Below are 25,032 nucleotides of genomic sequence, written 5' to 3' on the forward strand. Positions count from 1 at the left end.
CGTGCATCGCGCCGCAGCATTCCCGAACGCCTGATCCTGCCGCTCGAACGCGGCGAAGTTCACCACTGACGACACGTCACGCGCATCGGGCCGGCCAGCTGCCGGCCTGAATGCCGCGCGAGCCGGGATAGCTGGTGGTCACGCCGATGCTCACCGTCAGGCGGCCGGACGTGCCGGCGTCGTGCCGGATGCCGAGATCGAGGATCCCCGTGCGGATCGCCTCGGCGATCGTCACCGCGCCGGCCGTGTCGATGTCGGGCAGCACCACGACGAACTCCTCGCCGCCGTAGCGCGCCGCATAGTCGGCCGGGCGGCGCAGGCAGCCGGCGATACAGTGGCCGACCGCGGCGAGCGCGTCGTCGCCGGCCTGGTGCCCCTGCGTGTCGTTGTAGCGCTTGAAGTAATCGACGTCGATGAACAGCAGCGACAGCGCGTGCTGCGAGCGCGCGGCGCGGCGCCATTCGCGCGCGAGCGTGACGTCGAGCATCCGGCGGTTGTCGAGGCCCGTGAGGCCGTCGGTGCGCGCGAGCGCCTGCAGCTCGGTTTCCGCGCGGTGGCGTTTGCGCAGCTGCACGTCGAGCAGCAGCGACAGGCCGACGAAGCCGATCGCGAGCACGACCATCACCGTGCCGATCGGAATCGCACGGTCGTACCACGCGGCGTAGGTGTCCGCTTCCGAGCGCGCGATCATGATGATGAGCGGCAGGTGGTCGAGGTGCCGGAACACGTACAGGCGCCGCACGCCGTCGATCGACGCGGTATCGGCGAAGCTGCCTTCGCTGGCGGTCATGAAGCGCCGGAACGTGCTGGCGCGGCTGATGTCGCGGCCGACGATCTTGGGATCGTACGGCTCGCGCGCGAGCATCTGGCCATCGGTGTTGATCAGCGCGATCGAGCCGCGATCGCCCAGCGACAGGCGCGAGAACAGGTTCTGGAAATATTCGAGCCGGATCGACATCACCGCGACGCCGCCGAACGAACCGTCGGGCCGCGTGATGCGCCGGCTGAGCGCGATGCTCGGCGAGCCGCCGCGCAGCCGCGAATGATACGGGGGGCTGACGTACAGGCCGACGTCGGAGTGGTCGCGGTGCACCTTGAAGTACGGTTCGTTGCCGAAGTTGGCCTTGCGCGGCACGTCGCTCTTGCCGTCGACCTCGATGTCGCCCTTGGCGTCGAGCACGTAGATGCCGCCGAGGTACTTGGCCGTCGTCGCACGGTCGAACAGCACCTGGCGGCGCAGCGGCATCGGCAGCTTGACGACATCGGGGTCGTTCTCGCCTTCGACGACGGCCTGCAGCGACAGCGAATAGATCTCGATGTTGCGCTCGATGTCCCACGACGCCATCAGCGCAAGATTCTGCTGCATCGCGGCCGAGCGGTCGCGTGCGTCGATGCGGCCCTGGTACAGCACGATCCCGCACAGGAGCAGCAGGATCAGCGCGATCAGCAGCCCGGTATAGAAGATCAGGTGCGGCAGCAGGAACCGGCGCAGATGAGCGGCGACACGGCTCGTCAGGCCGGATTCGCTGGGCATTGCGTAGTCGGTTTCTGCCATGGTCCGTGGATCGATGGGCATTGCCGCCGGGAGGCGGGCCGATGCGATGGTTCGTATGACGTTCCGGCGGCGATCCGTTACGCGGCCATTCCGACGCCTTCCTGCCGGCCGGCGGAGAAAATGGACACCGATTATCGGTAATCGCGGCCAGATATACCGGTAAATCAAGTATTCACAGGTGACATCTGCGCCGATTCGGCGATCCGGCGAATCGGGCAGCGCGAATCCATCGGAGTATAGCGCGCGCGTCCGTACACGCGAAAAATGTTGCGGATCGTTGATCCGGATCAAATTACAGTGAAATGCCGGGCTTGCGAATATCGGGCAGAGCGTTCCGGCACAAGGCTTTGCGGCAAGAGCGGCCGTGGCGCGCGGCATGCCGCTGCCGTTTCCATCCGGTTAACGGCACTCGAACGCGAAAAATGAAGGGATGCGATATACGCCGATTATTCGTTTCAACCGCCGGGCGCGCGCGAAAATGAAAACGGGCGGCCGTGACGGCCGCCCGTTTCGTGAAGCAGGTACGGGCTCGCGGCATACGGGCACCCGGCATGCCGGAAGCCCGCAGCACGCCGATGCTTACGCGCCCTGCTGTTCCGCCTTGAACGCGAGCCGGAACCGGTGCAGCAGCGGCTCGGTATAGCCGCTCGGCTGCGACGTGCCCTGCAGCGCGAGCGCGCATGCGGCCTTGAACGCGGTCGACTGGTCGTAGCCGGGCGCCATCGGGCGATAGTTCGGGTCGCCGGCGTTCTGCTGGTCGACGACGCGCGCCATCCGCTTGAACACGTCGAGCACGAACGCCTCGGTGATCACGCCGTGGCGCAGCCAGTTCGCGATGTGCTGGCTCGAGATGCGCAGCGTCGCGCGGTCTTCCATCAGGCCGACGTCGTGGATGTCGGGCACCTTCGAGCAGCCGACGCCCTGTTCGACCCAGCGCACGACGTAGCCGAGGATGCCCTGCGCGTTGTTCTCGACTTCGCTCAGGATCTCGGCCTCGCTCCACGCGGCACGCTCGACGACCGGCACGGTCAGCAGGCCTTCGAGCAGCGTGTCGCGTTCGCTCGCGTACGGCGTCTTCTCGAGTTCCTGCTGGACGGCCTGCACGTCGACCAGGTGGTAGTGCAGCGCGTGCAGCGTCGCGGCGGTCGGCGACGGCACCCAGGCGGTGTTCGCGCCGGCGCGCGGATGCGCGATCTTCTGTTCGAGCATCGCGTGCATCAGGTCCGGCATCGCCCACATGCCCTTGCCGATCTGCGCGCGGCCGCGCAGGCCGGCCGACAGGCCGGCGAGCACGTTGTTGCGCTCGTACGACTGGATCCATGCCGACGACTTCATGTCGCCCTTGCGGATCATCGGGCCCGCTTCCATCGCGGTGTGCATCTCGTCGCCGGTGCGATCGAGGAAGCCGGTGTTGATGAACGCCACGCGCGCGGCGGCTGCGGCGATACACGCGGCGAGGTTCACGCTGGTGCGGCGCTCCTCGTCCATGATGCCCATCTTCAGCGTGTTGCGCGGCAGCTTGTACAGATCCTCGATGCGTGCGAACAGCGTATCGGCGAACGCGACTTCGACCGGGCCGTGCATCTTCGGCTTCACGATGTAGATCGAGCCCGTGCGCGAGTTGCGCTTCGCCTTCAGGTCGTGCAGCGAGCACAGCACCGTGACGACGCCGTCGAGGATCCCTTCCGGAATCTCGTTGCCGTCGCGGTCGAGCACCGCGCCGTTGGTCATCAGGTGGCCGACGTTGCGCACGAACAGCAGCGAGCGGCCGTGCAGCGACAGCGTGCCGCCGTCGGGCGTGGTGTACTCGCGGTCGGCGTTCAGGCGGCGCGTGAAGGTCTTGCCGCCCTTCGCGACTTCTTCGACCAGCGTGCCCTGCATCAGCCCGAGCCAGTTGCGGTAGAGCTGGACCTTGTCGTCGGCATCCACCGCCGCGACCGAATCCTCGCAGTCGATGATCGTGCTGACCGCGGCTTCGAGCACGACGTCCTTCACGTTCGCGAGATCGGCGCGGCCGATCGGCGTCGACGCGTCGATCTGGATCTCGAGGTGCAGGCCGTTGTGCTTCAGCAGGATCGCGGACGGCGCGTCGGCCGTGCCCTGGTAGCCGACGAACTGCGCCGGCTGCGCGAGATGCACGACGCCCTTCGCGGTTTCGACGGCGAGCTGGCCGTCCTGCACGCGGTAGCGCAGCGCGTCGCGGTGCGACGCGCCGGCGAGCGGCGCCGCGTTGTCGAGCACGTTGCGCGCGTAGTCGATCACGTGCTGGCCGCGCGTCGGGTTGTAGGTCGCGGTGCGTTCGGCGCCGCCGTCTTCCGGCAGCGCGTCGGTGCCGTACAGCGCGTCGTACAGGCTGCCCCAGCGCGCGTTCGCGGCGTTCAGCGCGTAGCGCGCGTTCGACAGCGGTACGACGAGCTGCGGGCCGGCTTGCGTGGCGATCTCGCTGTCGACGTTCGCGGTGGCTGCCGCGACGTTCGACGGAACCGGCACGAGGTAGCCGATCTGTTCGAGGAACGCGCGATACGCGGCGTGGTCGCGCACGGGGCCGGGGTGCGCGCGGTGCCAGGTGTCGAGTTCCTGCTGCAGGCGGTCGCGTTCCGCGAGCAGTTCGCGGTTGCGCGGCGCCAGGTCGTGCACCAGGGCCGAGAAACCGCTCCAGAACGCGGCCTTGTCGATGCCGGTGCCCGGCAGCGCTTCGTTTTCAATGAACTGGCTCAGCGCTGGCGCGACTTGCAGTCCTGCTTGGTCGATCATCGTCAATCCTCCCGGGGAATAAAGATTCGCGCGCGGCTTGGGCTGGTTATGCCGCGACGCTTTGTGTGCCGGCGCGGGCGATCTGCGCGTCCTGTTCGGACTTTACGCCAGACACGCCGATCGCGCCCGCGATCCGGCCGCCGACCGTGACCGGCACGCCGCCTTCGAGCAACCCCGTCAGCGGCACGCTGAGAAACGCGGTGCGGCCACCGTTGATCATATCCTCATACGCCTTCGTCTCGCGCCGGCCGAGCGCCGCCGCGCGCGCCTTGTCCTGCGCGATATAGGTGGTGGCCGGCGATGCGCCGTCCAGGCGCGCAAACGCGAGCAGGTGGCCACCGTCGTCGACGATGGCGATCGACACGGCCCAGCCGTGGCGGTCCGCTTCCGCGCGGGCGGCGGCAAGCATGCGGTCGGCATCGGCGAGTTCGAGTTCAGGTTTCGTCTGCATGGCAATCCTCCGGAATCAGGTCAGTTGACGAGGTGGTTGTCGACGAGCTCGATCCAGTGGCGCACGGGCGTGCGGCCCGCGCCGTTCAGGTGAGTCTGGCAGCCGACGTTGGCCGTGACAATCAGGTCCGGCCGCGCGGCTTCGAGTGCGTCGAGCCGGTTGTCGCGCAGTTGCGTCGCGAGTTCGGGCTGCGTCAGCGAATACGTGCCGGCCGAGCCGCAGCACAGATGGCCATCGGCGACATTCGTCAGATCGAAGCCGAGCTGCGTCAGGATGCGTTCGACGGTGCCGCCGAGGCGCTGCGCGTGCTGCAGCGTGCACGGGCAGTGCACCGCGATGCGGCGTGGCGTCGAACCGGACAGCGCGTCGAGCGGCTCGGCCGCGATCACCTCGGCGAGATCGCGCGCGAGCGCGCTGACGCGTCGCGCTTTCTCCGCATAGACGGGGTCGGAGCGCAGCAGGTCGCCGTATTCCTTGACGAATGCGCCGCAGCCGCTCGCCGTCAGCACGATCGCTTCCGCACCCGCTTCGATCGCGGGCCACCATGCGTCGATGTTGCGGCGCGCGCGGGCGAGGCCGGCGTCCTGCGCGTTCAGGTGATATTCGGTCGCGCCGCAGCAGCCGGCTTCACGTGCCGGGCTCACGCTGATGCCGAGCCGGTCGAGCACGCGCGCGGCGGCCGCATTGGTGTTCGGCGACAGCGACGGCTGCACGCAGCCCTCGAGCATCAGCACGCGTCGTGCATGGCGCACGGGCGGGCGCGGTGCGGCGGCGGGGATCGCGGCCGGGATCTTGTCCTGCAACGTGCCGGGCAGCAGCGGGCGCAGCGCGCGGCCGGCCTTCAGCAACGCGGCGAACGTCGCCGGGCGCGGCACGACGTGTCGCAGCCCCGCACGCAGCAGGCGCTCGCGTGCGGGCCGCTGCGCGCGTTTCTCGGCTTCCGCGCGGCCGATGTCGAGCAGCGTGTGATAGCGCACGCCGGACGGGCAGGTCGTCTCGCAGTTGCGGCACGTCAGGCAGCGGTCGAGGTGCTGCTGCGTGCGTTCGCCGCACGGTTCGCCTTCGAGCAGCTGCTTGATCAGGTAGATGCGGCCGCGCGGCCCGTCGAGCTCGTTGCCGAGCACCTGGTAGGTCGGGCAGGTCGCATTGCAGAAGCCGCAGTGCACGCACGCGCGCAGGATCGCTTCCGCTTCGTCGGCCCGGGCGAGGGCCTTGCTTGCTTCGCTGAGATTGGTTTGCATCGGCGGTCGGGATCGGGTTCGCGTCAGAAATCGGCGTACAGGCGGCCGGGATTGAAAATCGCATGCGGGTCGAGCTGCGCCTTGAGCTGCCGGTGCACGCGCAACAATGCGGGCGGCAGCGGCTGGAACGGCTCGCGTGTCGTGCCCGGCGTGAAGCAGGTCGCGTGGCCGCCCCATTGCGCGGCGAACCGCTGCACGTCGGCCGGTGCGGCGTCGCTCTTCAGCCAGCGCTGTGCGCCGCCCCAGTCGGCAAGCAGCGCGCCGGGCAACGCGTCGAGCGGCGCGGCGGCCGGCACCGACACGCGCCACAGCGGGCGCGGATCGTCGAAGAACGGCAGCGCAAGGTCGCGCAGCCGTGCCCAGAACGCATCGTCGCGGTCGTCCATGCGCTCGCCGCCGATCGTGTCGCGCGCGGCCTTCACCGAGCCCTCGCCGCCTTCGATCCGCACCCGCAGCACGCCGTCGGCGTGGCATGCGCCCGCGAGCGGCAGCCCCGCGCGCCGCCATGCGGCGACACGCTGCACAGCTTCGTCCACGGCAAGCTGTAACGCGAGATCGCCGGTCGCGCGCGGCTTCGGCAGTACCTTCAGCGACACCTCGGTCACGACCCCGAGACAGCCGAAGCTGCCCGCGAGCAGCCGCGACACGTCGTAGCCCGCGACGTTCTTCATCACCTCGCCGCCGAAGCGCAGGTGCTTTGCGTGGCCGGTAATCACGCGGCAGCCGAGCACGAAGTCGCGCACCGCACCGGCCCACGGACGGCGCGGGCCCGACAGCGCCGCCGCGAACATGCCGCCGACCGTTGCCGCGCCGCCGAACGTCGGCGGCTCGCACGGCAGCATCTGGCCGGCCGCGTCGAGCATCGCTTCGAGTTCGGCGAGCGGCGTGCCTGCACGCGCGGTGACGACGAGTTCGGTCGGGTCGTACGCAACGACGCCGCGATGCGTGCGCACGTCGAGCGCGCGGCCTTCGACCGGGCGGCCGAGGAACGCCTTCGTGCCGCCGCCGCGGATGTGCAGCGGCTGGCGGTCGTGGATCGCGGCGTCGACCTGGGCGACGAGCGCCGCGCTGTCGTCGATCGATTCGATTTCGCGTCGCATCAGAAGCGCTCCAGTTCGGGAAACGGCAGCTTGCCGTGATGGACGTGCATCGCGCCGAATTCGGCGCAGCGGTGCAGCGTCGGGATGTTCTTGCCGGGATTGAGCAGGCCCTGCGGATCGAACGCGGCCTTCACTGCGTGGAAGAACGTGATTTCGTCGGCGTTGAACTGCACGCACATCTGGTTGATCTTCTCGCGCCCGACGCCGTGCTCGCCGGTGATGCTGCCGCCCGCCGCGACGCACAGCTCGAGGATCTTGCCGCCGAGCGCTTCCGCGCGGTCGAGTTCGCCGGGCCGGTTCGCATCGAACAGGATCAGCGGGTGCATGTTGCCGTCGCCCGCGTGGAATACGTTCGCGACCGGCAGCCCGAATTCGGCGGACAGCGCGGCGACGCCTTCGAGCACGCGCGGCAGCTCGCGGCGCGGGATCGTGCCGTCCATGCAGTAGTAGTCGGGCGACATGCGGCCGACCGCCGGGAACGCGTTCTTGCGGCCGGCCCAGAAGCGCTGGCGCTCGGCTTCGTCGCGTGCGACGCGGATCTCGGTTGCGCCCGCGTCGCGCAGCAGCGCGGCGACGCGTTCGGCGTCTTCCTCGACGTCGGTCGGCGAGCCGTCGAGTTCGCACAGCAGGATCGCCTGCGCGTCGACCGGGTAGCCCGCGTGGATGAAATCCTCGGCCGCGCGGATCGCGAGGTTGTCCATCATCTCGAGGCCGCCGGGGATCACGCCCGCGCCGATAATTTTCGCGACCGCGGCGCCCGCTTCCGCGACGTCGTCGAAGCTCGCCATCAGCACCTTCACGCCGGGCGGCTTCGGCAGCAGCTTCACGGTGACTTCCGTGACGATGCCGAGCATCCCTTCCGAGCCGGTGAACAAGGCGAGCAGGTCGAAGCCCGGTGCGTCGAGCGCGTCGGCGCCGAGCGTGAGCGTATCGCCGTCGATCGTCAGGATCTCGACCTTCAGGATGTTGTGCACGGTGAGCCCGTATTTCAGGCAGTGCACGCCGCCCGCGTTTTCGGCGACGTTGCCGCCGATCGAGCACGCGATCTGCGACGACGGATCGGGCGCGTAGTAGAGGCCGTACGGCGCGGCCGCCTGCGAGATCGCGAGGTTGCGCACGCCGGGCTGCACGCGCGCGATGCCGGCATCGGGGTCGATGTCGAGAATCCTGTTGAACTTCGCCATCACGAGCAGGAGGCCCTTCTCGAGCGGCATGGCGCCACCCGACAGCCCGGTGCCCGCACCGCGCGCGACCACCGGCACGCCGAGCGTGGCCGCGACGCGCAGCACCGCGCGCACCTGCTCGACCGTGTCGGGCAGCACGACCGCGAGCGGCACCGTGCGGTACGCGGCGAGGCCGTCGCATTCGAACGGCTTGAGCGCCTCGCGTTCGTGCAGCACGTCGAGGCCGGGCGCCGCCGCGTGCAGCGCGGCAACGAGCGTGTTGCGGTCGACGGTCGCCAGCGGGCCGTCGATCCGTTCGTCGTAGGTGAAACTCATCGGGGTTGTCTCCACCATGCAGGCGGCTGCGCGACGCGCGGCACGCCGGAAGGGATGGATTCTTGGCGGGCGGCGCGCGTGTGTCCAGACGTCGCGAATGTGGTCATACCAGTTTTTATCGAGGGGCCGCGAAGCGGCTGGATCGATTGCCATGAAACTGAATGACGACAAGGGTTTGTGGGAAAATCTCCGATATCTTTCCGAAGTGGTCATACCAGTATGGAAATGCAGGATCGAGCGGGCCCGGCGCGGAACGTGGCCGACGTCGTTGCCGAGCGCATCGAGAAACTGATCGTCGACGGCGTGCTGAAGGCCGGACAGGCGCTGCCGTCCGAGCGGCGGCTGACCGAGAAGCTCGGCGTGTCGCGCACGGCCGTGCGCGAAGGGATGAAGCTGCTGCGCGCGCGCGGGATCATCGACACCACGCACGGCAAGGGCTCGTTCGTTGCGAGCCTGACCCCGCAACGCGAGATCACGCCGATGATGCATCTGCTCGGCTCGCAGCCGCGCACGCTGTACGACCTGTTCGAGGTGCGCGGGATGCTGGAGACGGAGGCCGCGCGGCTCGCGGCGCTGCGCGGCACGCCGGCCGATTTCATCCTGATCAAGCGTCGCTACGAGGAGATGACGGCGGCCGACGCACAGGATCTCGACCCGGCCGCGCGCGCGAAGCTCGATCATGCGTTTCATCTCGCGATCTGCGAGGCGTCGCATAACCCGGTGCTGGTGAATACGCTGCAGTCGTTGACGGATCTGCTGCTCAGTTCGGTGTTCGCGTCGGTGAACAATCTCTATCACCGTGAGCCGTTGAAGAAGCAGATCGACCGCCAGCATGCGCGGCTCTATAACGCGGTGACCGGGCGGTTGCCCGATCAGGCGCGCAAAGCCGCGAGCGAACATATTCGTCAGTGCGTCGAGTATCTGCGGGAGATCGAACAGGAAGAGCAGCGGCTCGTGCGGTCGACGTTGAGGCTTGAAGGGTGGACGTGAGGTCGGCCGCGCGTTGCGCTGTGTCTTGATGCGCATCACGCACAGCGGGCCGTCTCGCGACGCGTGTCACATGGCTATGTCAGACTGTGAGCCATTCTTCGTGTGGCCCGCTGTCGTCCGCCATGATGCGTGGACGCCGTCGCGTGAGCAGTGCCTGACGGCATCACGCAGGACGAACCGGTGCGCCACCCTTCCCGAAACGGAGGACATCGCATGTCGAACCGGACCCACGACGACGGGCACGACCCCCGTCCCACCCACGCGGCGGACCAATCCGCCGATGCGCAGCGCGATGCGTTGCTTGCGCTGCTGAACGAACTGCTGGAAGCCGAGCGCGCCGGCGCGCGGGTTGCGTCGGAGACGGCGGCGGAAATCGGCGATCCCGAACTTCACCGGCTGGTGGCCGGTATTCGGCAGGATGAGGCGCACTGGTGTGCGGTGCTGGTCGACGCGATTCGGTCGCTCGATGCGACGCCGACGCATGCCACGGGTGCGTTCTATGAGAAGGCGATGGCGATCGACGATTTGCCGGAGCGGTTGGCGTTCTTGAATCGTGGCCAGCGGTGGGTCGTGCGGAAGTTGCAGGCGTTGCTGCCGACGCTCGCGCAGCCGGACATGCACCATGCGCTTACGCAGATGCTCGTGTCGCACGAGAAGAACATCGGGTCGGTTGACGTGCAGTTGCGGATCAAGGGCGGAGAGCCGGGGACGGTGTAGCTGCGGCGGGCCGGAGAAAGGTTCCTCGCCGATTGACGTCGATGTCGCTTGTCGCCTGAGGATTCAACCCATTGCGGACTTTGGGCCCGGCGGGATCCCAAGGTCATCGGCGATTGGTAAAACCTGCGTCCGTCGAAACCATCGCCTGGTTTCGTAGGGCGGCTTCGTTCCATACCTGGGGCGCTCGCCTCTCCGACCGAAGCGCTGACCGGCCGACCGACCGGCCACGACGTTTCAACTCTGCAACATAAAGCACTTTCCGGTTGTCCGGTCGCGCCCCATGCGCACACGGTCCGACGAAACCGCCGATTACCGTCATCCCCGTCACGGGTGCCGCTTGGCGGCCAGCTCCGGCACCGATGCGAGGCTTGCACCGGCACGGTCTCGCCATCGCGCTTGCCTGTCACCGATTCAGGACTGAAACCGATCGGAAAGTGCCCGCGGCTGGCATTCGGCAGCGGCGCGATCGATGGTCGAGCCGATCCGGCTATTCCCGACCGTTTCAAGACCGACACATTTTCCGCGACGACCGGCATCTCGGCTTGCATCGACGCCCCCTCGTCAGACTAAACGTCCTCCCCGACGGCCGTGGCACGCTCCATGCTTCCACGCCACATGCGCTGGATCTCCCGTTCCGGCGCTCAACCAAATATTTCGACAAAGTTCGCGTCCGACGCCCCGGTAACGGCACTGTTTCGGTGGGGGACGCATCGGGGGACACAATGAAAACAAGTATCACGATCTCGATCGCGACATCGTCGGGGATGGGCAACGGCGCAGCAACGATCACACCGGAACCGGCTTCCGCCCGATGCCGGACATGCCAGCGTGCATCCGCGCCCGATCGGAAGCAACGGGCGCCGGCGCACGCGCGAGCGCACCATGTCGCCCCCCACTTCATCGGCATGCGTGTCTGCGTACCGCTGACTCTGGACTGCAGGCCGAAACGAGTGCCCTGAGCACCCTCCGGCATTTCACCTGAACGGCGCTCGGGCCGTCAGATGCACCGCGCCGCGGTCAGCGACGCCGGAACCACGCGGTTCTTTCTGCCGCGTGCGGATGGCCGGCTCACGAAATATCGTCGATACAAGTCTTTCATTCGATCATGAATCGGACTGAGAACCACCCTTGTTCGGTCATCGCGCTTGCTCTTTCGCTGGCCGTACTGTTCCTGATCACGCATCCTTATACGGGCATTCGGCACGATGCGATCCTGTACACCGCGCAGGCGCTTTATAACGCGCATCCCGAGAATTTTTCGCACGACCTGTTCTTTGAATACGGTTCCCAGGATCAGTGGACGATTTACGGCCGGATCTTCGCGAAGATCGTCTCGGCATTCGGACTCCGAACGAGCAATCTCGCGGGCCTGATCGTCGCTCAGGCACTCTGGTGGAGCGGCATCTGGCGCCTGACGAAGAGACTGCTGCCAGAACCGTGGCACTGGCTCTCGTTGTTCCTGATTGCCTGCATGCCGTCCGATTACGGCGCCGGGCTGATCTTCTCGTACGACGAAGGCTTTCTCACCGCCCGGCTTCCCGCCGAAGCCCTGGGCCTGTGGGCGATCGCGCTGATGCTCGATCGCCGGTATCGCATGGCCATTGCGCTGGCACTCGTCGCAACGGCCGTTCACCCGCTGATCGGCGGCGTTTCACTGGTCTTCGTCGTACTCGACCGGATGCCGCGCGTGACGTGGTGGCGGCTATTGCCGCTCGCGCTGATCGCTTTCGCCGTCGTCGAGATGCCGGCGTTCAAGGCATTGCACCTGTATCCGTTCGATCCGGCATGGCGGTCGATTGCGCAATACAACGTGCCCTTCCTGTTCCCGACCTTGTGGTCGGTCAATGCATGGAGCAAAGCGTGCTGGGCGATCGCCATGCCCGCGATGCTCTGTGCGACGCGAGTGCAGGATCACCGAACCCAGTGGTCGGCGCTCACGCTGATCGGTGTGGCCGGCGTCGCACTGACCACGATCGCGGACTTGACTGGACAGGATGCGGTCTGGATACAGCTGCAGCCCTGGCGCGTGCTGTGGCTGCTGACGCTGATGCAATGGCCTGCGGCCATTTTGCTCGTGCGACGCGAAGGCCTCGCGCGGCCGACGCTGATCTGGCTGCTGGCGATCTGCTGGCTACTGATTGACGTCGGCGGCGGGATCGTCGCGCTGGCCATTGCCGCGGCGCTCCACGCGGCAGCCCGTTGGCCGGCGCTCCGCGCCCCGAGGGCGCTGCCTGACGATTTCGCCCCGGCGCTTCGCTATACGCGGATCGGGGTGACGCTCGTTGCCGCGATCGTCTGGATCGTCTTCCAGGGCGCGTATCAGGTCTGTCGCATCCAGTATCCGACCGGAAGCGTGATGCTCGACCTCCCGTGGCTCGAAACACTGATTCACACGCACCTCGTCGTCGCGCTGGTCGCGTTGCTCGCGGTGCTCAATCTGTCGCACAAGCGAATCGCGGTCGTCGGGCTGCCGGTGATATTGGCCGCTTTCGCCGCATACGGACTCGTCAATATCGACCAGCGCTCGGAGCCCACCAAGATCATGGAAGCCGGCGCCGACCGTGCGGACTTTGCGCCGTTCGAAGGTACGGTCGCGCGCGGCAACATCGTCTATTGGGACGGCCCGGCAGATGAAGTCGTCTATCCGTGGCTGATGATGAGGACATCGAGCTATTACTCGCCGGCTCAGGCCGCGGGTCTGATCTTCCACCGCCGGACGACCTTCGAGGCGCTACGGCGGCTCGAATTGATCAAGCAGGACCCGTACGCGGCCCGGCCTCGCGGCAACCACGACGCGGGCCCAAAGTCGACCGTATTCGTGTCCAAGTATGAATACCTTCCGCTGACCCGAACGGGCATCCGGCACATCTGTGCAGACCCGGTGCTGGATTTCATCGTGTCGCATCAGCGCTACCCGGAGTTGGCGACACGCTACGCCTGGTCGCCCGAACCCAACAGCACGGTCTGGCTGTACGACTGCCGCAGCATCAGGACGACGGCTGCCGGTCAGGAAGCGTCATTGGTGCACGCGCCACCAGCCAGCCAGAAGACCGTGGTGCCTGCACGACCGCCGACTGCTTTCCGTGGCGGGGCCTCTCGGCCTCGCCACGCGCAAGTGCACGACGTTTGAACGGGAAATACAACGCATCGATTCAACAGCGCGTTTGCCGCCTGGCTGGAGCGGCCGATACAACAGTCAATGGACCAGCGACTTGAGACTCGGGGTGACAACATGGATCAGTCGGTTGACGTACTCATCATCGGCGCGGGCCCGGGCGGCCTCACCGCCGCCTATCTTCTGACCAAGCAGACCGACCTTTCGGTCGCGCTCGTCGAGAAAGATCCTCGCTATGTCGGCGGCATCAGTCGCACCGAACAGTTCGACGGTCACTGCTTCGACATCGGGGGACACCGCTTCTTCTCGAAGTCCCCGGACGTTGTCGCACTGTGGCACGAACTGCTCCCGGACGACTTCATCGAGCGGCCACGCAGCTCGCGCATCTTTTACCGGAACAAGTTCTACCGCTACCCGCTCGACGGAATCGAGGCCTTGCTCAATCTCGGCATCGTGGAAAGTACGCGCTGCGTGCTTTCGTACCTCGCCGCGCGCATCAAGCCGTGCCCGCACCCGAAGTCCTTTCACCAGTGGGTCGCCAATCAATTCGGCGAACGACTGTTCTCGATCTTCTTCAGGACCTACACGGAAAAGGTCTGGGGCATGTCGTGCGACGAGATTTCGGCGGACTGGGCCGCGCAGCGCATCAAGGGCCTGAGCCTGTCTACCGCCATCGTCAGTGCCGTCAAACGCTCACTCGGCATCCGGTCGAGCAAGACCGACGTCAAGACCCTGATCGAATCCTTCCACTACCCGCGCCGCGGCCCCGGCATGTTGTGGGAAGCTGCCGCCCGGAAATTTCAGGATCAGGGTGGACAACTGATGATGGGACAAGCGGCCGGCGCGATGCAATACGACAGTCGCGCGCGGCGCTGGCTTGTCGAAACCGTCGGCAAGGACGGCCAGATCAATCGCATCAGCGCGCGTGACGTGGTGTGCACCGCGCCGCTGCGCGAAACGCTCAACGCGATTTCGCCCCGTCCGTCATCCGCGGCTGCCGCGTCGAGGCTGCAGTATCGAGACTTCATCACGGTCGCGCTGATACTCGACCGGCCTGCCACGTTCACGGACAACTGGATCTACATCCACGACCCGTCCGTCAAGGTCGGGCGCATCCAGAATTTCGCGTCGTGGTCGCCTGAGATGGTGCCCGACGCGACGACCGGCGGCTGCCTCGGGCTCGAGTACTTTTGCTTCGATGGCGATTCGATGTGGGAAAGCAGCGATGCCGATCTCACCGAACTCGCGATCGACGAACTCGAGAAAGTCGGTCTTGCGACCCGCGATCAGATTCGTGGATCGCGCGTCGTTCGTCAGCCGAAGGCGTACCCCGTGTACGACGACGATTATCGCGACATCGTCGATCAGGTCCGCGCGGATCTGGTCGAGCACTATCCGAACCTGCATCTCGTCGGCCGTAATGGCATGCACAAGTACAACAATCAGGACCATGCAATGATGACCGCGATGCTGACCGTCGAGAACATCGTCGCCGGGTACAAGCTTCGCGACGTCTGGGCCGTCAACGAGGACGCGGAATATCACGAGAGCGGTAGTGAACCGCAAGTCAGTACATCGGGGTTGCGCGCTGTCCCGACCCGCACGGTTCAGTGGGGGCAGAAATGATGTTTTCCGCCTATTTCTTCGTGAGTGCCTTGTCGCTCGTCGCCGACTGGTCGCTCTTCCTCACGCTGAGCTCGGCCATGCAGATCGATGTCGGGATTTCGGCATGGATGGCGTACCTGATCGGGGGCATCGTGAATTACGTGCTTTCGCGCCGCTTCGTGTTCCACTCGGACGCGACCGGCCGCCGGCAGATCGGCGAGGCGCTGCTGTTCGCGGCGAGCTGCGGGCTGGGTTCGCTGCTGACCGGCGGCATCGTGCACGTCGCGGCGACACTGCTCGGCAGTATTGCCGCGAAGTGGATCGCGGTCGTGGTCAGTTTTGTCACGCTGTATTTGATCCGCAGGGTCGCCGTATTCCGGGTGCCGGGTGCGCGTGCTACGGCCGCTGTTCTGGCGACCGAGCGCCAAGGGATTGATCGGGACGTGTGTGTCAAGGCAACGGTGCGTTGAGGGTGGGCGGAGGGCGTTGAAGTTCGCGAACGATCGCGGCCAGCCCCCGGAGTGACCCTCGACCCGCTCTTCGGTCGAGCGCACCGGGATGCCGTGCCCGGCGATCGGCGCAAGCAAGCAGCGCGAGCCAGACTACGTTGTCGTGCCGCACGGTGCAGACCGTCGGCGATGCAGCCGCGCCGCATGGTGCAAGCGGCAAACGTACCGCCGGCTTCAACCGCCTTCGACGAGCCGCATCACGATGCGCCTGGCGGATTCGAGATGTGCGACCGTCATCGAGCGAGCCGCACGCGCATTGCGGTCGCGGCACGCCTGCAGGATCTCCTCGTGCTCGACCTGGAACGAAGGCGTATCCGCGAGCAGCGTGGCTTGCAGGCGCTCGTACCGTTCGACCTGGCTGCGCAGTTCCGCGATCGTCTTCAACTGCCGCGCGTTGCCGCAGCACGAATACAGCAGCGCGTGGAATTCGCGGTTCAGTTCGCCCTGCCGGCGCGCCACGGCCGCATCGCCGAGCAGGCGATGGACGAGTTCGGCGCGCGCGAGCGTCTCGTCGTCGAGCCGCTTCACGCTCCGGTAGATCGCATCCCCTTCGAGCAGCGTGCGCAGGTCGTAGATTTCCTGCACGTCGGACGCGGTCAGCATGCGCACGACAGCGCCGCGATTCCTGAAGATGTCCAGCAATCCTTCGCGCTCCAGGCGCTGGATCGCCTCGCGCATCGGAATCCGGCTGATGCCGAACCGGTCGGCCAGGTCGCGCTCGACCAGCCGCTCGCCGGCTTCCAGTTCGCCGTTGATGATCATGTCCCGCAACGAGGCGGCCACGGCGTCCGCCGTGGAATCGAGTTTGGCTTCCATGCCTGCGTGTTCCGTCAATTTGGAATAATGGTATACCAAACGGGAATCCAGTGCCAAAATGGCGGGCACAGGCGGGCTACGCACAACGCAATCCGGCCCGGTCGAAGCAACCCACATCAATGGAGAGCGAGATGGCATCTGGCGAACACAAATATCGCGTCGCAGTCGAGTGGACGGGCAATCGCGGCACCGGCACGTCGGGGTATCGCGAGTACGGGCGGGATCACGTGATCCGGGCCGGTTCCAAGCCGGACATTCCCGGTTCGTCGGACCCGGCGTTCCGGGGCGATGCCGCGCGCTGGAATCCGGAAGACCTGCTGCTGGCGTCGGCATCGGCGTGCCACAAGCTCTGGTACCTGCATCTGTGCTCCGATGCGGGGATCCGCGTGCTCGCCTATGTCGACGACGCGGAAGGCACGATGATCGACAGCCCCGATGCGGGCCGCTTCACGGACATCGTGCTGCGCCCGCACGTGACGATCCAGGCCGGCGACGATCTTGAGCGGGCGGAACATCTGCATCATGACGCGCACGCGCAGTGCTATATCGCGAACTCGGTCAATTTTCCGATCCGCTGCGAACCGGTCGTCGTGTTCGCCGCCGCGTGATGCCGACACCCGCCGAACGAAATCGACGATGAAGCTCTTCTACTACCCCAGCAACGCCAGCATGGCGCCGCACTTCGTGCTGGAAGAAATCGGCCAGCCGTTCGAACTCGAATTCGTCGACCGCACGCACGACCAGCACAAGTCGCCGGACTACCTCGCGCTCAATCCGAACGGGCTCATTCCGGTGCTGATCGACGGCGACCTGGTGCTGTACGAAGCCGCCGCGATTTGCCTGCATCTCGCCGATACGCATCCGGAGCAGCGGCTTGCGCCCGAACTCGGCATGCCGGAACGCGCGCAGTGCTACAAATGGCTGATGTGGCTCACCAATACGCTTCAGACGGCGCTGCTCGCGTACTTCTATCCGGAGCGCTGGGTCGATGTGGGCAACGCGGCGGGCGCCGCGCAGGTGAAGGCCCATGCCGAGGCGAAAATCGCGGCGCTGCTGGATCAGCTCGACCGTCAACTGGAAACGAGCGGCGGCCCGTGGCTGCTCGGTGCGCACTACACGGTGCTCGATCCGTATGCGCTGATGCTGTGCCGCTGGACGCGCGGCTTTGCCGAGCCGGCGCGGCAGCGGCCGGTACTCGGCGGCTATCTGCAGCGCGTGCTCGCGCGCCCGGCGATCCAGCGGGCGTTGCAGACCGAAGGGCTCGCGCAGCCCTGGGTGTAACGCGTGACCGGGGCCGCGTGTGCGTCAGCCGGCGCGCATCGGTTCCGGGCAATCCGGAGATGGCCACGACGCCGCGTCGCCCGCGCGAGCGTCACAGCTCGACGCCATATACCTCCCGCGCGGCCGCGCGGATCGCATCGGCCATCACCGCGACGGCCGGCGAATGCAGCCGGTCGGTGCGCGTGATGATCCCGAAATCGTCCATCCGGCAATCCATCTGCAGCGGCAGCACCGTGACGATCCCGTGCCGCGCGTAGTAGCGCGCGACGTCCTCGGCGAGCACCGCGATCATGTCGCTCTGTTCGAGCAGTTGCGTGATGAACAGCAGCGCGGATGTCTCGACGAGGTTCGCCGGCGGCGCGAGGCTCGCGCGCTGGAACACGAGTTCGAAGCGGTGGCGCAGCACGCTGCCGGCCGGCGGCACGACCCACGCGGCGCGCTGCACGTCCGCGAGCGACAGCGGCGCCTGCGCGAGCAGCGGATGGCCCGGCCGCACGACCGCGGCCACCGGCTCGCCGGTCAGCGGTTCGTAGCGCAGGTGCAGCTTGTCGTGTTCGGCGGAGAGCCGGCCGAGCACGATGTCGATCTTTTCCTGCGCGAGATGTTCGAGCAGCACGTTGCTGGTGTCGATCTCGACCGACACGTGCAGGCCGGCATGCGTGCCCTTCACGGCGGCGACGGCCGGCGGCACGAGCCGCAGGCCCGGCGACGTGATCGCACCCACCGCCACGTGCCCGAGGTGACCGGCCTTCAGCGCGGCCAGTTCCTCGTGCGCCTGGTCGAGGCTGCCGAGCGCCGCGCGCGCATGGCGGATCAGCGCGTCGCCGTACAGTGTCGGCCGCATCCCGCGCGGCAGGCGCTCGAACAGCACCGCGCCGATCGATTCCTCGAGTTCGCGCAGCAGCTTCGATGCGGCCGGCTGCGTCATGTTCAGCGCGGCCGCCGCGCGGTGAATGCTGCCTTCGTCGGCGAGCGCGACGACCAGCAAAAGCTGGCGCGTCTTCAGGCGGCCACGGTTTCCCCACGGGCTGGCATCGGGCATCGTACGGGTTTATATCGATATCGAAATCGGTATCGTAATCGCCCAAAACGTCATTAGCGAGTTATCAAAATTCTGCCTAGACTGCGCCGGTACCCGTCACCACAGGACTGACGATGTCGGCAACAAAACCCAGGCTGCGCTCCGCCCAATGGTTCGGCACGAACGACAAGAACGGCTTCATGTACCGGAGCTGGATGAAGAACCAGGGCATCCCCGATCACGAGTTCGATGGCCGGCCGGTCATCGGCATCTGCAATACGTGGTCCGAACTGACGCCGTGCAACGCGCACTTCCGCAAGCTCGCCGAGCACGTGAAGCGCGGGATCTCCGAGGCGGGCGGCTTCCCGGTCGAATTCCCGGTGTTCTCGAACGGCGAATCGAACCTGCGCCCGTCGGCGATGCTCACGCGCAACCTCGCGTCGATGGACGTCGAGGAAGCGATCCGCGGCAATCCGATCGACGCGGTCGTGCTGCTCGCCGGCTGCGACAAGACCACGCCCGCGCTGCTGATGGGCGCCGCGAGCTGCGACGTGCCGGCGATCGTCGTGTCGGGCGGCCCGATGCTGAACGGCAAGCTGGAAGGCCGGAACATCGGCTCGGGCACGGCCGTGTGGCAACTGCACGAAGCGCTGAAGGCCGGCGAGATCGACCTGCATCACTTCCTGTCGGCCGAAGCCGGGATGTCGCGCTCGGCCGGCACCTGCAACACGATGGGCACCGCGTCGACGATGGCGTGCATGGCCGAGGCGCTCGGCGTCGCGCTGCCGCACAACGCGGCGATTCCGGCCGTCGATTCGCGCCGCTACGTGCTTGCGCACATGTCCGGCATCCGCATCGTCGAGATGGCGCTGGAAGGGCTCGTGCTATCGAAGATCCTGACGCGCGCGGCGTTCGAGAACGCGATCCGCGCGAACGCGGCGATCGGCGGTTCGACCAATGCGGTGATCCACCTGAAGGCGATCGCGGGCCGCATCGGCGTGCCGCTCGAACTGGAAGACTGGATGCGCATCGGCCGCGACACGCCGACGATCGTCGACCTGATGCCGTCGGGGCGCTTCCTGATGGAAGAGTTCTATTACGCGGGCGGGCTGCCGGCCGTGCTGCGCCGGCTCGGCGAAGGCGGGCTGCTGCCGAACCCGGACGCGCTCACCGTGAACGGCAAGTCGCTGTGGGACAACGTGCGCGAAGCGCCGAACCATGACGACGAGGTGATCCGTCCGCTCGACCGGCCGCTGATCGCCGACGGCGGCATCCGCATCCTGCGCGGCAATCTCGCGCCGCGCGGCGCGGTGCTGAAGCCGTCGGCGGCGAGCCCCGAACTGCTCAGGCATCGCGGCCGCGCGGTCGTGTTCGAGAACTTCGAACACTACAAGGCGACGATCAACGACGAGGCGCTCGACGTCGACGCCAGCTCGGTGCTCGTGCTGAAGAACTGCGGGCCGCGCGGGTATCCGGGGATGGCCGAGGTCGGCAACATGGGGCTGCCGCCGAAGCTGCTGCGCCAGGGCGTGAAGGACATGGTGCGGATTTCCGACGCGCGGATGAGCGGCACCGCGTACGGCACGGTCGTGCTGCACGTCGCGCCGGAGGCCGCCGCCGGCGGGCCGCTCGCGGCCGTGCGCAACGGCGACTGGATCGCGCTCGACTGCGAGGCCGGCACGCTGCATCTCGACATTACGGATGACGAACTGCAGCGCCGCCTGTCGGACGTCGATCCGACCGCGGCGCCGGGCGTGGCCGGCCAGCTCGGCAAGGGCGGCTACGCACGGCTGTACATCGATCACGTGCTGCAGGCCGACGAGGGGTGCGACCTCGACTTCCTGGTCGGCATGCGCGGCGCGGACGTGCCGAGCCATTCGCATTGAGCGTGACGAAGCGCCGCGCGAGCCGGCACGGCACGCGCGCGGCGATGACCAGGCGCAGCAGGACAGACCGGTGACGACGCCGGCGCAGCCCACCCTTGGAGACAGCATGACGACGCAACAACCGTCCGCGACATCGGCCACGCCTCGGCCCGGCATGCCGGCCGCCATCGACGAGCGGCATCTGATGCGCGTGCTCACACGCAAGCTGGTGCCGTTTCTCGCGCTGATCTACGTGGTCGCGTACGTCGATCGCACGGTCGTCGGCTTCGCGAAGCTGCACATGAACGCGGCGATCGGTCTGAGCGACGCGGCGTACGGGCTCGGTGCGGGCCTGTTCTTCATCGGCTACTTCCTGTGCGAGGTGCCGAGCAATCTCGCGTTGGGCCGCTTCGGCGCGCGTGTATGGTTCGCTCGCATCCTCGCGACGTGGGGCGTGATCACGATGGCCATGGCGTTCGTGCAGGGGCCGACCAGCTTCTACGTACTGCGCTTCCTGCTGGGGGCAGCCGAGGCCGGCCTGTATCCGGGCATTCTCTATTTCCTCACGCAGTGGTTCCCGATGCGCGATCGCGCGCGGGTGATCGGGCTGCTCGTGCTCGCGCAGCCGGTCGCCGGCATCGTGACAGGCCCGCTCGCAGGCTGGCTGTTGTCGACGCACGGGCTGTTCGGCCTGTCGAACTGGCAGACGCTGTTCGTCGTCAGCGGCCTGCCGGCCGTGCTGCTCGTGTGGCCGACGCTGCGGCTGCTGCCCGAGTCGCCCGATCGCGCCCGCTGGCTGAACGATGCGGAACGCCGCTGGATCGCCCGCCAGCTTGCTGCCGATCGCGATACCTATCGCCCCGACACGCACCGCAATCCGCTCGCGGCGCTGCGCGACCGGCGCGTGCTGCTGCTCGCCGCGCTGTTCCTGCCGTTTCCGCTGTGCATCTACGGGCTGTCGCTGTGGCTGCCGACGATCATCAAGGCGTTCGGCACGGGCGATGCGGCGACGGGCCTGCTGTCCGCCGTGCCGTACCTGTTCGCGGTGGTCGGCCTGCTGGTCGTGCCGCGCCATTCGGACCGCACGCGCGAACGCTACTGGCACATCGTCGTCGTATCGGCCGCGGCCGCGCTGACGATGGCCGCGAGCGCGTGGGTGCGGCAGCCGGCACTGCAGTTCCTGTTCATCTGCCTCACGGCGTTTTCGCTCTATTCGATCCAGGCCGTCGTGTGGGCGCTGCCCGGCGAGTTCCTGACCGGTACGAGCGCGGCGGTCGGCATTGCCGCGATCAATTCGCTCGCGAATCTCGGCGGCTATGTCGGGCCGTACGGAATCGGCCTGATCAAGCAGGCGACCGGCAGCCTCGCGGCCGGCCTGTATTTTCTCGCGGCGACGCTGCTGTTCGCGGTGCTGATCACGTTCGTGGTCCGTGCGGCGCTGCGCACACCGCAACCCATCGACGGCGCGCTCGCCCGCGAATCGTGATGCCTTGCGGCGACGCATCGTCTTGACTGACGCAGGACCCGAACCATGACATCGAGCAGCACGCCGCGCTACCGCGGCATCTTCCCCGTCGTTCCGACGACGTTTACCGACACCGGCGAGCTCGACCTCGCGAGCCAGAAGCGCGCGGTCGATTTCATGATCGACGCGGGCTCGGACGGGCTGTGCCTCCTCGCGAACTTCTCCGAGCAGTTCGCGATCACCGACGATGAACGCGACGTGCTCACGCGCGCGATCCTCGAGCACGTCGCGGGGCGCGTGCCGGTGATCGTCACGACGTCGCACTACAGCACGCAGGTGTGTGCGGCGCGCAGCCTGCGCGCGCAGCAGCTCGGCGCCGCGATGGTGATGACGATGCCGCCGTATCACGGCGCGACATTCCGCGTGCCGGAAGCGCAGATCGTCGATTTCTATGCGCGCGTGTCCGATGCGATCGACATCCCGATCATGATCCAGGACGCGCCCGCGAGCGGCACCGCGCTCTCCGCCCAGCTCCTCGCGCGGATGGCGCGCGAGATCGAGCAGGTCGCTTACTTCAAGATCGAGACGCCGGGCGCCGCGAACAAGCTGCGCGAGCTGATCCGCCTGGGCGGCGACGCGGTCGAGGGGCCGTGGGACGGCGAGGAGGCGATCACGTTGCTGGCCGACCTGCATGCGGGCGCGACCGGCGCGATGACGGGCGGCGCATACCCGGACGGCATCCGGCCGATCCTCGCAGCCTTCCGCGCAGGCCGTCACGACGACGCATTCGCGCATTACCAGGCGTGGCTGCCGCTGATCAACCACGAGAACCGCCAGTCCGGGATCCTGACCGCGAAGGCGCTGATGCGCGAAGGCGGCGTGATCGCGTGCGAGCGGCCGCGGCATCCGATGCCGGAACTGCATCCGGACACGCGTGCGGAGCTGATCGCGATCGCGCGCCGGCTCGATCCGCTCGTGTTGCGCTGGGCGCACTGAGCGACGCAGGAGGAACGCACGATGAGCGACGCAATTTCGCTGGGCGTGGTCGGGATCGGCAAGATCGCGCGCGACCAGCATCTGCCGGCGATCGATGCCGAACCGGGCTTCAGGTTGACCGCGTGCGCGAGCCGTCACGCGGAAGTCGCCGGCGTGCGCAACTACCCGGACCTCGGCGCGCTGCTCGCGGCCGAGCCCGGTCTCGATGCCGTGTCGCTGTGCGCGCCGCCGCAGGTGCGCTACGCACAGGCCCGCGCGGCGCTCGAAGCCGGCAAGCACGTGATGCTCGAGAAGCCGCCGGGCGCGACGCTCGGCGAAGTGGCCGCGCTGGAGGCGCTCGCGCGCGAGCATGGCCTCACGCTGTTCGCGACCTGGCATTCGCGCTGCGCGAGCGCGGTGGAGCCCGCCCGCGCATGGCTCGCGACGCGCGCGATCCGCGCGGTGCAGGTGCGCTGGAAAGAAGACGTGCGGCGCTGGCATCCGGGGCAACAGTGGATCTGGGAGCCGGGCGGCCTCGGCGTGTTCGATCCGGGCATCAATGCGCTATCGATCGTCACGCGAATCCTGCCGCGCGAGCTGGTGCTGCGCGAGGCGACGCTCATCGTGCCGAGCGACGTGCAGACACCGATCGCGGCCGAACTCGATTGCGCGGATACCGACGGCGTGCCGGTGCGCGCGGAATTCGACTGGCGGCATGGCCCGGTCGAGCAATGGGAGATCGCGGTCGACACGGCCGACGGCGTGCTCGCGATCAGCCGCGGCGGCGCGCAGTTGTCGATCGCCGGCGAGCCGGTCGAGATCGGCCCCGAGCGCGAGTACCCGGCGCTGTATGCGCAGTTCCGCGCGCTGATCGCGCGCGGCGAAAGCGACGTCGACGTGCGGCCGCTGCGGCTCGTCGCCGACGCATTCCTGTTCGGCCGGCGCGTGCAGACCGACGCGTTCGGCCGCTGACCGTGCGCAACGCGCTGCGGCGCGATCACGCACGACGAATCACTACGGCATGAGCCGACACCAAGGAGACACTGCATGAACCGCACGATCCACACGATTCGCCGCCAGACGTTGCGCGCGTTGCTGGCCGCGCTATGCATCGCACCGCTCGGCATGCAGGGCGCCGCGCGCGCCGACGCGCCGCTGAAGATCGGCTTCCTGGTGAAGATGCCCGAGCAGGCCTGGTTCATCAACGAGCAAAACGCGGCGTCCGCGCTGGGCCAGAAGGAGAATTTCTCGGTCGTGAAGATCGGCACGCCCGACGGCGAGAAGGTGCTCGCCGCGATCGACAACCTCGGCTCGCAGGGCGCGCAAGGCTTCGTGATCTGCGCGCCGGATGTGCGCCTTGGCCCGGCGATCGCCGCGCGTGCGAAGCGCTACAACATGAAGTTCGTGACCGTCGACGACCAGCTCGTCGATTCGACCGGCAAGCCGCTGCCGAACGTGCCGCACCTCGGGATGTCGGCGACCAAGATCGGCAACCAGGTCGGCCAGGCGATTGCCGACGAGATGAAGCGGCGCCGCTGGAAGCCCGAGGAAGTCGGCGCGCTGCGGATCACGAACTACGAGCTGCCGACCGCGAAGCTGCGCACCGACGGCGCGACGCAGGCGTTGCTCGCGAACGGCTTCCGCAAGGAGAACATCTTCGACGCGCCGCAGAAGACGACCGACGACGAAGGCGGCTTCAGTGCGGCCGCGCCGGTGCTCGCGCGGCATCCGAACGTGAAGAAGTGGGTGGTCTACGCGCTGAACGAGGAAACCGTGCTCGGCGCGGTGCGCGCGACCGAACAGCTGCATATCCCGGCGGCCGACGTGATCGGCGTCGGCATCAACGGCGCGGGCGAGGCGTTCGCCGAATTCCAGAAGAAGGAGCCGACCGGTTTCTACGGGACGATCGCGGTCAGCTCGACGAACCACGGCAAGGACAGCACGCAGAACCTCGTCGACTGGATCCGCAACGGCAAGACGCCGCCGGCCGACACGCAGACGAGCGGCAAGCTGATGACGCGCGCGAACTGGCAGGCCGTGCGCACCGAGCTCGGCATCTGAGCGCGCGACGCG

General features: G+C 67.4%; 18 protein-coding genes and 2 pseudogenes. 12 read left to right on the forward strand and 8 right to left on the reverse strand.

Translation table 11 applies throughout. From position 1 onward, the window contains the following. Positions 1–124: 124 nt before the first annotated feature. The 6 genes and pseudogenes from G3N61_RS26150 to glcD form a co-directional block, all read right to left on the reverse strand. Positions 125–1,555: pseudogene (locus tag G3N61_RS26150) on the reverse strand (diguanylate cyclase); the annotation flags it as partial. Positions 1,556–2,134: 579 nt separating this feature from the next. Next, positions 2,135–4,309 (reverse strand): malate synthase G, encoded by a 2,175-nt coding sequence (locus G3N61_RS26155; protein WP_205823938.1) that lies wholly within the window; start codon positions 4,307–4,309, stop codon positions 2,135–2,137. 46 nt (positions 4,310–4,355) lie between these two features. Continuing rightward, a complete protein-coding gene (locus G3N61_RS26160) occupies positions 4,356–4,760 on the reverse strand; it encodes a heme-binding protein (protein WP_043186320.1) in 405 nt (134 codons plus the stop codon). 20 nt (positions 4,761–4,780) lie between these two features. Next, entirely contained in the window at positions 4,781–6,001 is a 1,221-nt protein-coding gene (glcF, locus tag G3N61_RS26165) for a glycolate oxidase subunit GlcF (protein WP_205823939.1), read from the reverse strand. A 23-nt stretch (positions 6,002–6,024) separates the two neighbouring features. Beyond that, a complete protein-coding gene (gene glcE, locus G3N61_RS26170) occupies positions 6,025–7,101 on the reverse strand; it encodes a glycolate oxidase subunit GlcE (protein ID WP_205823940.1) in 1,077 nt (358 codons plus the stop codon). After that, the gene (glcD, locus tag G3N61_RS26175) at positions 7,101–8,600 is read right to left on the reverse strand and encodes a glycolate oxidase subunit GlcD (RefSeq protein ID WP_089451554.1); all 1,500 of its coding nucleotides are present in this window, start codon (positions 8,598–8,600) and stop codon (positions 7,101–7,103) included. The genes glcE and glcD overlap by 1 nt, the downstream gene beginning before the upstream one ends. Positions 8,601–8,819: 219 nt before the next feature. Here glcD and glcC point away from each other — a divergent pair, with 219 nt between their 5' ends. The 5 genes and pseudogenes from glcC to G3N61_RS26200 all read left to right on the forward strand — a co-directional run bounded on the left by glcC (position 8,820) and on the right by G3N61_RS26200 (position 15,497). Continuing rightward, positions 8,820–9,590, forward strand: a complete 771-nt coding sequence (glcC, locus tag G3N61_RS26180; RefSeq protein WP_043186328.1) for a transcriptional regulator GlcC — start codon at positions 8,820–8,822, stop codon at positions 9,588–9,590. 276 nt (positions 9,591–9,866) lie between these two features. Next, a pseudogene (locus G3N61_RS26185) lies at positions 9,867–10,307 on the forward strand (DUF6306 domain-containing protein); the annotation flags it as partial. Positions 10,308–11,412: 1,105 nt separating this feature from the next. Then, complete coding sequence (locus tag G3N61_RS26190; RefSeq protein ID WP_205823941.1) at positions 11,413–13,437, forward strand: hypothetical protein; 2,025 nt, start codon at positions 11,413–11,415, stop codon at positions 13,435–13,437. Between the two features lie 102 nt (positions 13,438–13,539). After that, a complete protein-coding gene (locus G3N61_RS26195; RefSeq protein ID WP_205823942.1) occupies positions 13,540–15,048 on the forward strand; it encodes an NAD(P)/FAD-dependent oxidoreductase in 1,509 nt (502 codons plus the stop codon). Further along, the gene (locus tag G3N61_RS26200; protein WP_089451557.1) at positions 15,045–15,497 is read left to right on the forward strand and encodes a GtrA family protein; all 453 of its coding nucleotides are present in this window, start codon (positions 15,045–15,047) and stop codon (positions 15,495–15,497) included. The genes G3N61_RS26195 and G3N61_RS26200 overlap by 4 nt, the downstream gene beginning before the upstream one ends. Before the next feature lie 213 nt (positions 15,498–15,710). Here the strand turns inward: G3N61_RS26200 and G3N61_RS26205 are convergent, their stop codons facing one another. Next, positions 15,711–16,352, reverse strand: coding sequence for a GntR family transcriptional regulator (locus tag G3N61_RS26205; protein WP_043186335.1), 642 nt, complete (start codon positions 16,350–16,352; stop codon positions 15,711–15,713). A 131-nt stretch (positions 16,353–16,483) separates the two neighbouring features. Between G3N61_RS26205 and G3N61_RS26210 the strand changes: the two genes are divergently transcribed. Both G3N61_RS26210 and G3N61_RS26215 read left to right on the forward strand, forming a co-directional pair. Then, a complete protein-coding gene (locus G3N61_RS26210) occupies positions 16,484–16,960 on the forward strand; it encodes an OsmC family protein (RefSeq protein ID WP_089451558.1) in 477 nt (158 codons plus the stop codon). Between the two features lie 28 nt (positions 16,961–16,988). Further along, the gene (locus tag G3N61_RS26215; RefSeq protein WP_205823943.1) at positions 16,989–17,633 is read left to right on the forward strand and encodes a glutathione S-transferase family protein; all 645 of its coding nucleotides are present in this window, start codon (positions 16,989–16,991) and stop codon (positions 17,631–17,633) included. A 91-nt stretch (positions 17,634–17,724) separates the two neighbouring features. Here the strand turns inward: G3N61_RS26215 and G3N61_RS26220 are convergent, their stop codons facing one another. Then, on the reverse strand, positions 17,725–18,675 hold the full coding sequence (locus G3N61_RS26220) for a LysR family transcriptional regulator (protein WP_089451560.1): 951 nt from the start codon (positions 18,673–18,675) through the stop codon (positions 17,725–17,727). Between the two features lie 113 nt (positions 18,676–18,788). On the opposite strand from G3N61_RS26220, the gene G3N61_RS26225 reads away from it, so the two are divergent. The 5 genes from G3N61_RS26225 to G3N61_RS26245 all read left to right on the forward strand — a co-directional run bounded on the left by G3N61_RS26225 (position 18,789) and on the right by G3N61_RS26245 (position 25,020). Further along, on the forward strand, positions 18,789–20,540 hold the full coding sequence (locus G3N61_RS26225) for an IlvD/Edd family dehydratase (protein WP_043186342.1): 1,752 nt from the start codon (positions 18,789–18,791) through the stop codon (positions 20,538–20,540). 154 nt (positions 20,541–20,694) lie between these two features. Continuing rightward, positions 20,695–22,005: an MFS transporter gene (locus G3N61_RS26230; RefSeq protein WP_230624452.1), complete on the forward strand. Its 1,311-nt coding sequence runs from the start codon at positions 20,695–20,697 to the stop codon at positions 22,003–22,005. Positions 22,006–22,050: 45 nt separating this feature from the next. After that, positions 22,051–22,980 carry a dihydrodipicolinate synthase family protein gene (locus G3N61_RS26235; RefSeq protein WP_205823944.1) on the forward strand — a complete coding sequence of 310 codons (930 nt, stop codon included), beginning with the start codon at positions 22,051–22,053 and terminating at the stop codon, positions 22,978–22,980. A 21-nt stretch (positions 22,981–23,001) separates the two neighbouring features. Next, a complete protein-coding gene (locus G3N61_RS26240) occupies positions 23,002–23,931 on the forward strand; it encodes a Gfo/Idh/MocA family oxidoreductase (protein WP_205823945.1) in 930 nt (309 codons plus the stop codon). A 75-nt stretch (positions 23,932–24,006) separates the two neighbouring features. Further along, positions 24,007–25,020, forward strand: coding sequence for an arabinose ABC transporter substrate-binding protein (locus tag G3N61_RS26245; RefSeq protein ID WP_205823946.1), 1,014 nt, complete (start codon positions 24,007–24,009; stop codon positions 25,018–25,020). Positions 25,021–25,032 lie beyond the last annotated feature (12 nt).

This window comes from Burkholderia sp. Ac-20349, from assembly GCF_017104865.1.
Taxonomy (GTDB): Bacteria; Pseudomonadota; Gammaproteobacteria; order Burkholderiales; family Burkholderiaceae; genus Burkholderia; species Burkholderia aenigmatica.

Excerpts from the sequence above, each read along its gene's own strand:
- G3N61_RS26155 (WP_205823938.1), bottom strand. The coding sequence starts at position 4,309 with ATGATCGACCAAGCAGGACTGCAAGTCGCGCCAGCGCTGAGCCAGTTC.
- G3N61_RS26160 (WP_043186320.1), bottom strand. The coding sequence starts at position 4,760 with ATGCAGACGAAACCTGAACTCGAACTCGCCGATGCCGACCGCATGCTT.
- glcF (WP_205823939.1), bottom strand. The coding sequence starts at position 6,001 with ATGCAAACCAATCTCAGCGAAGCAAGCAAGGCCCTCGCCCGGGCCGAC.
- glcE (WP_205823940.1), bottom strand. The coding sequence starts at position 7,101 with ATGCGACGCGAAATCGAATCGATCGACGACAGCGCGGCGCTCGTCGCC.
- glcD (WP_089451554.1), bottom strand. The coding sequence starts at position 8,600 with ATGAGTTTCACCTACGACGAACGGATCGACGGCCCGCTGGCGACCGTC.
- glcC (WP_043186328.1), top strand. The coding sequence starts at position 8,820 with ATGGAAATGCAGGATCGAGCGGGCCCGGCGCGGAACGTGGCCGACGTC.
- G3N61_RS26190 (WP_205823941.1), top strand. The coding sequence starts at position 11,413 with ATGAATCGGACTGAGAACCACCCTTGTTCGGTCATCGCGCTTGCTCTT.
- G3N61_RS26195 (WP_205823942.1), top strand. The coding sequence starts at position 13,540 with ATGGATCAGTCGGTTGACGTACTCATCATCGGCGCGGGCCCGGGCGGC.
- G3N61_RS26200 (WP_089451557.1), top strand. The coding sequence starts at position 15,045 with ATGATGTTTTCCGCCTATTTCTTCGTGAGTGCCTTGTCGCTCGTCGCC.
- G3N61_RS26205 (WP_043186335.1), bottom strand. The coding sequence starts at position 16,352 with ATGGAAGCCAAACTCGATTCCACGGCGGACGCCGTGGCCGCCTCGTTG.
- G3N61_RS26210 (WP_089451558.1), top strand. The coding sequence starts at position 16,484 with ATGGCATCTGGCGAACACAAATATCGCGTCGCAGTCGAGTGGACGGGC.
- G3N61_RS26215 (WP_205823943.1), top strand. The coding sequence starts at position 16,989 with ATGAAGCTCTTCTACTACCCCAGCAACGCCAGCATGGCGCCGCACTTC.
- G3N61_RS26220 (WP_089451560.1), bottom strand. The coding sequence starts at position 18,675 with ATGCCCGATGCCAGCCCGTGGGGAAACCGTGGCCGCCTGAAGACGCGC.
- G3N61_RS26225 (WP_043186342.1), top strand. The coding sequence starts at position 18,789 with ATGTCGGCAACAAAACCCAGGCTGCGCTCCGCCCAATGGTTCGGCACG.
- G3N61_RS26230 (WP_230624452.1), top strand. The coding sequence starts at position 20,695 with ATGCCGGCCGCCATCGACGAGCGGCATCTGATGCGCGTGCTCACACGC.
- G3N61_RS26235 (WP_205823944.1), top strand. The coding sequence starts at position 22,051 with ATGACATCGAGCAGCACGCCGCGCTACCGCGGCATCTTCCCCGTCGTT.
- G3N61_RS26240 (WP_205823945.1), top strand. The coding sequence starts at position 23,002 with ATGAGCGACGCAATTTCGCTGGGCGTGGTCGGGATCGGCAAGATCGCG.
- G3N61_RS26245 (WP_205823946.1), top strand. The coding sequence starts at position 24,007 with ATGAACCGCACGATCCACACGATTCGCCGCCAGACGTTGCGCGCGTTG.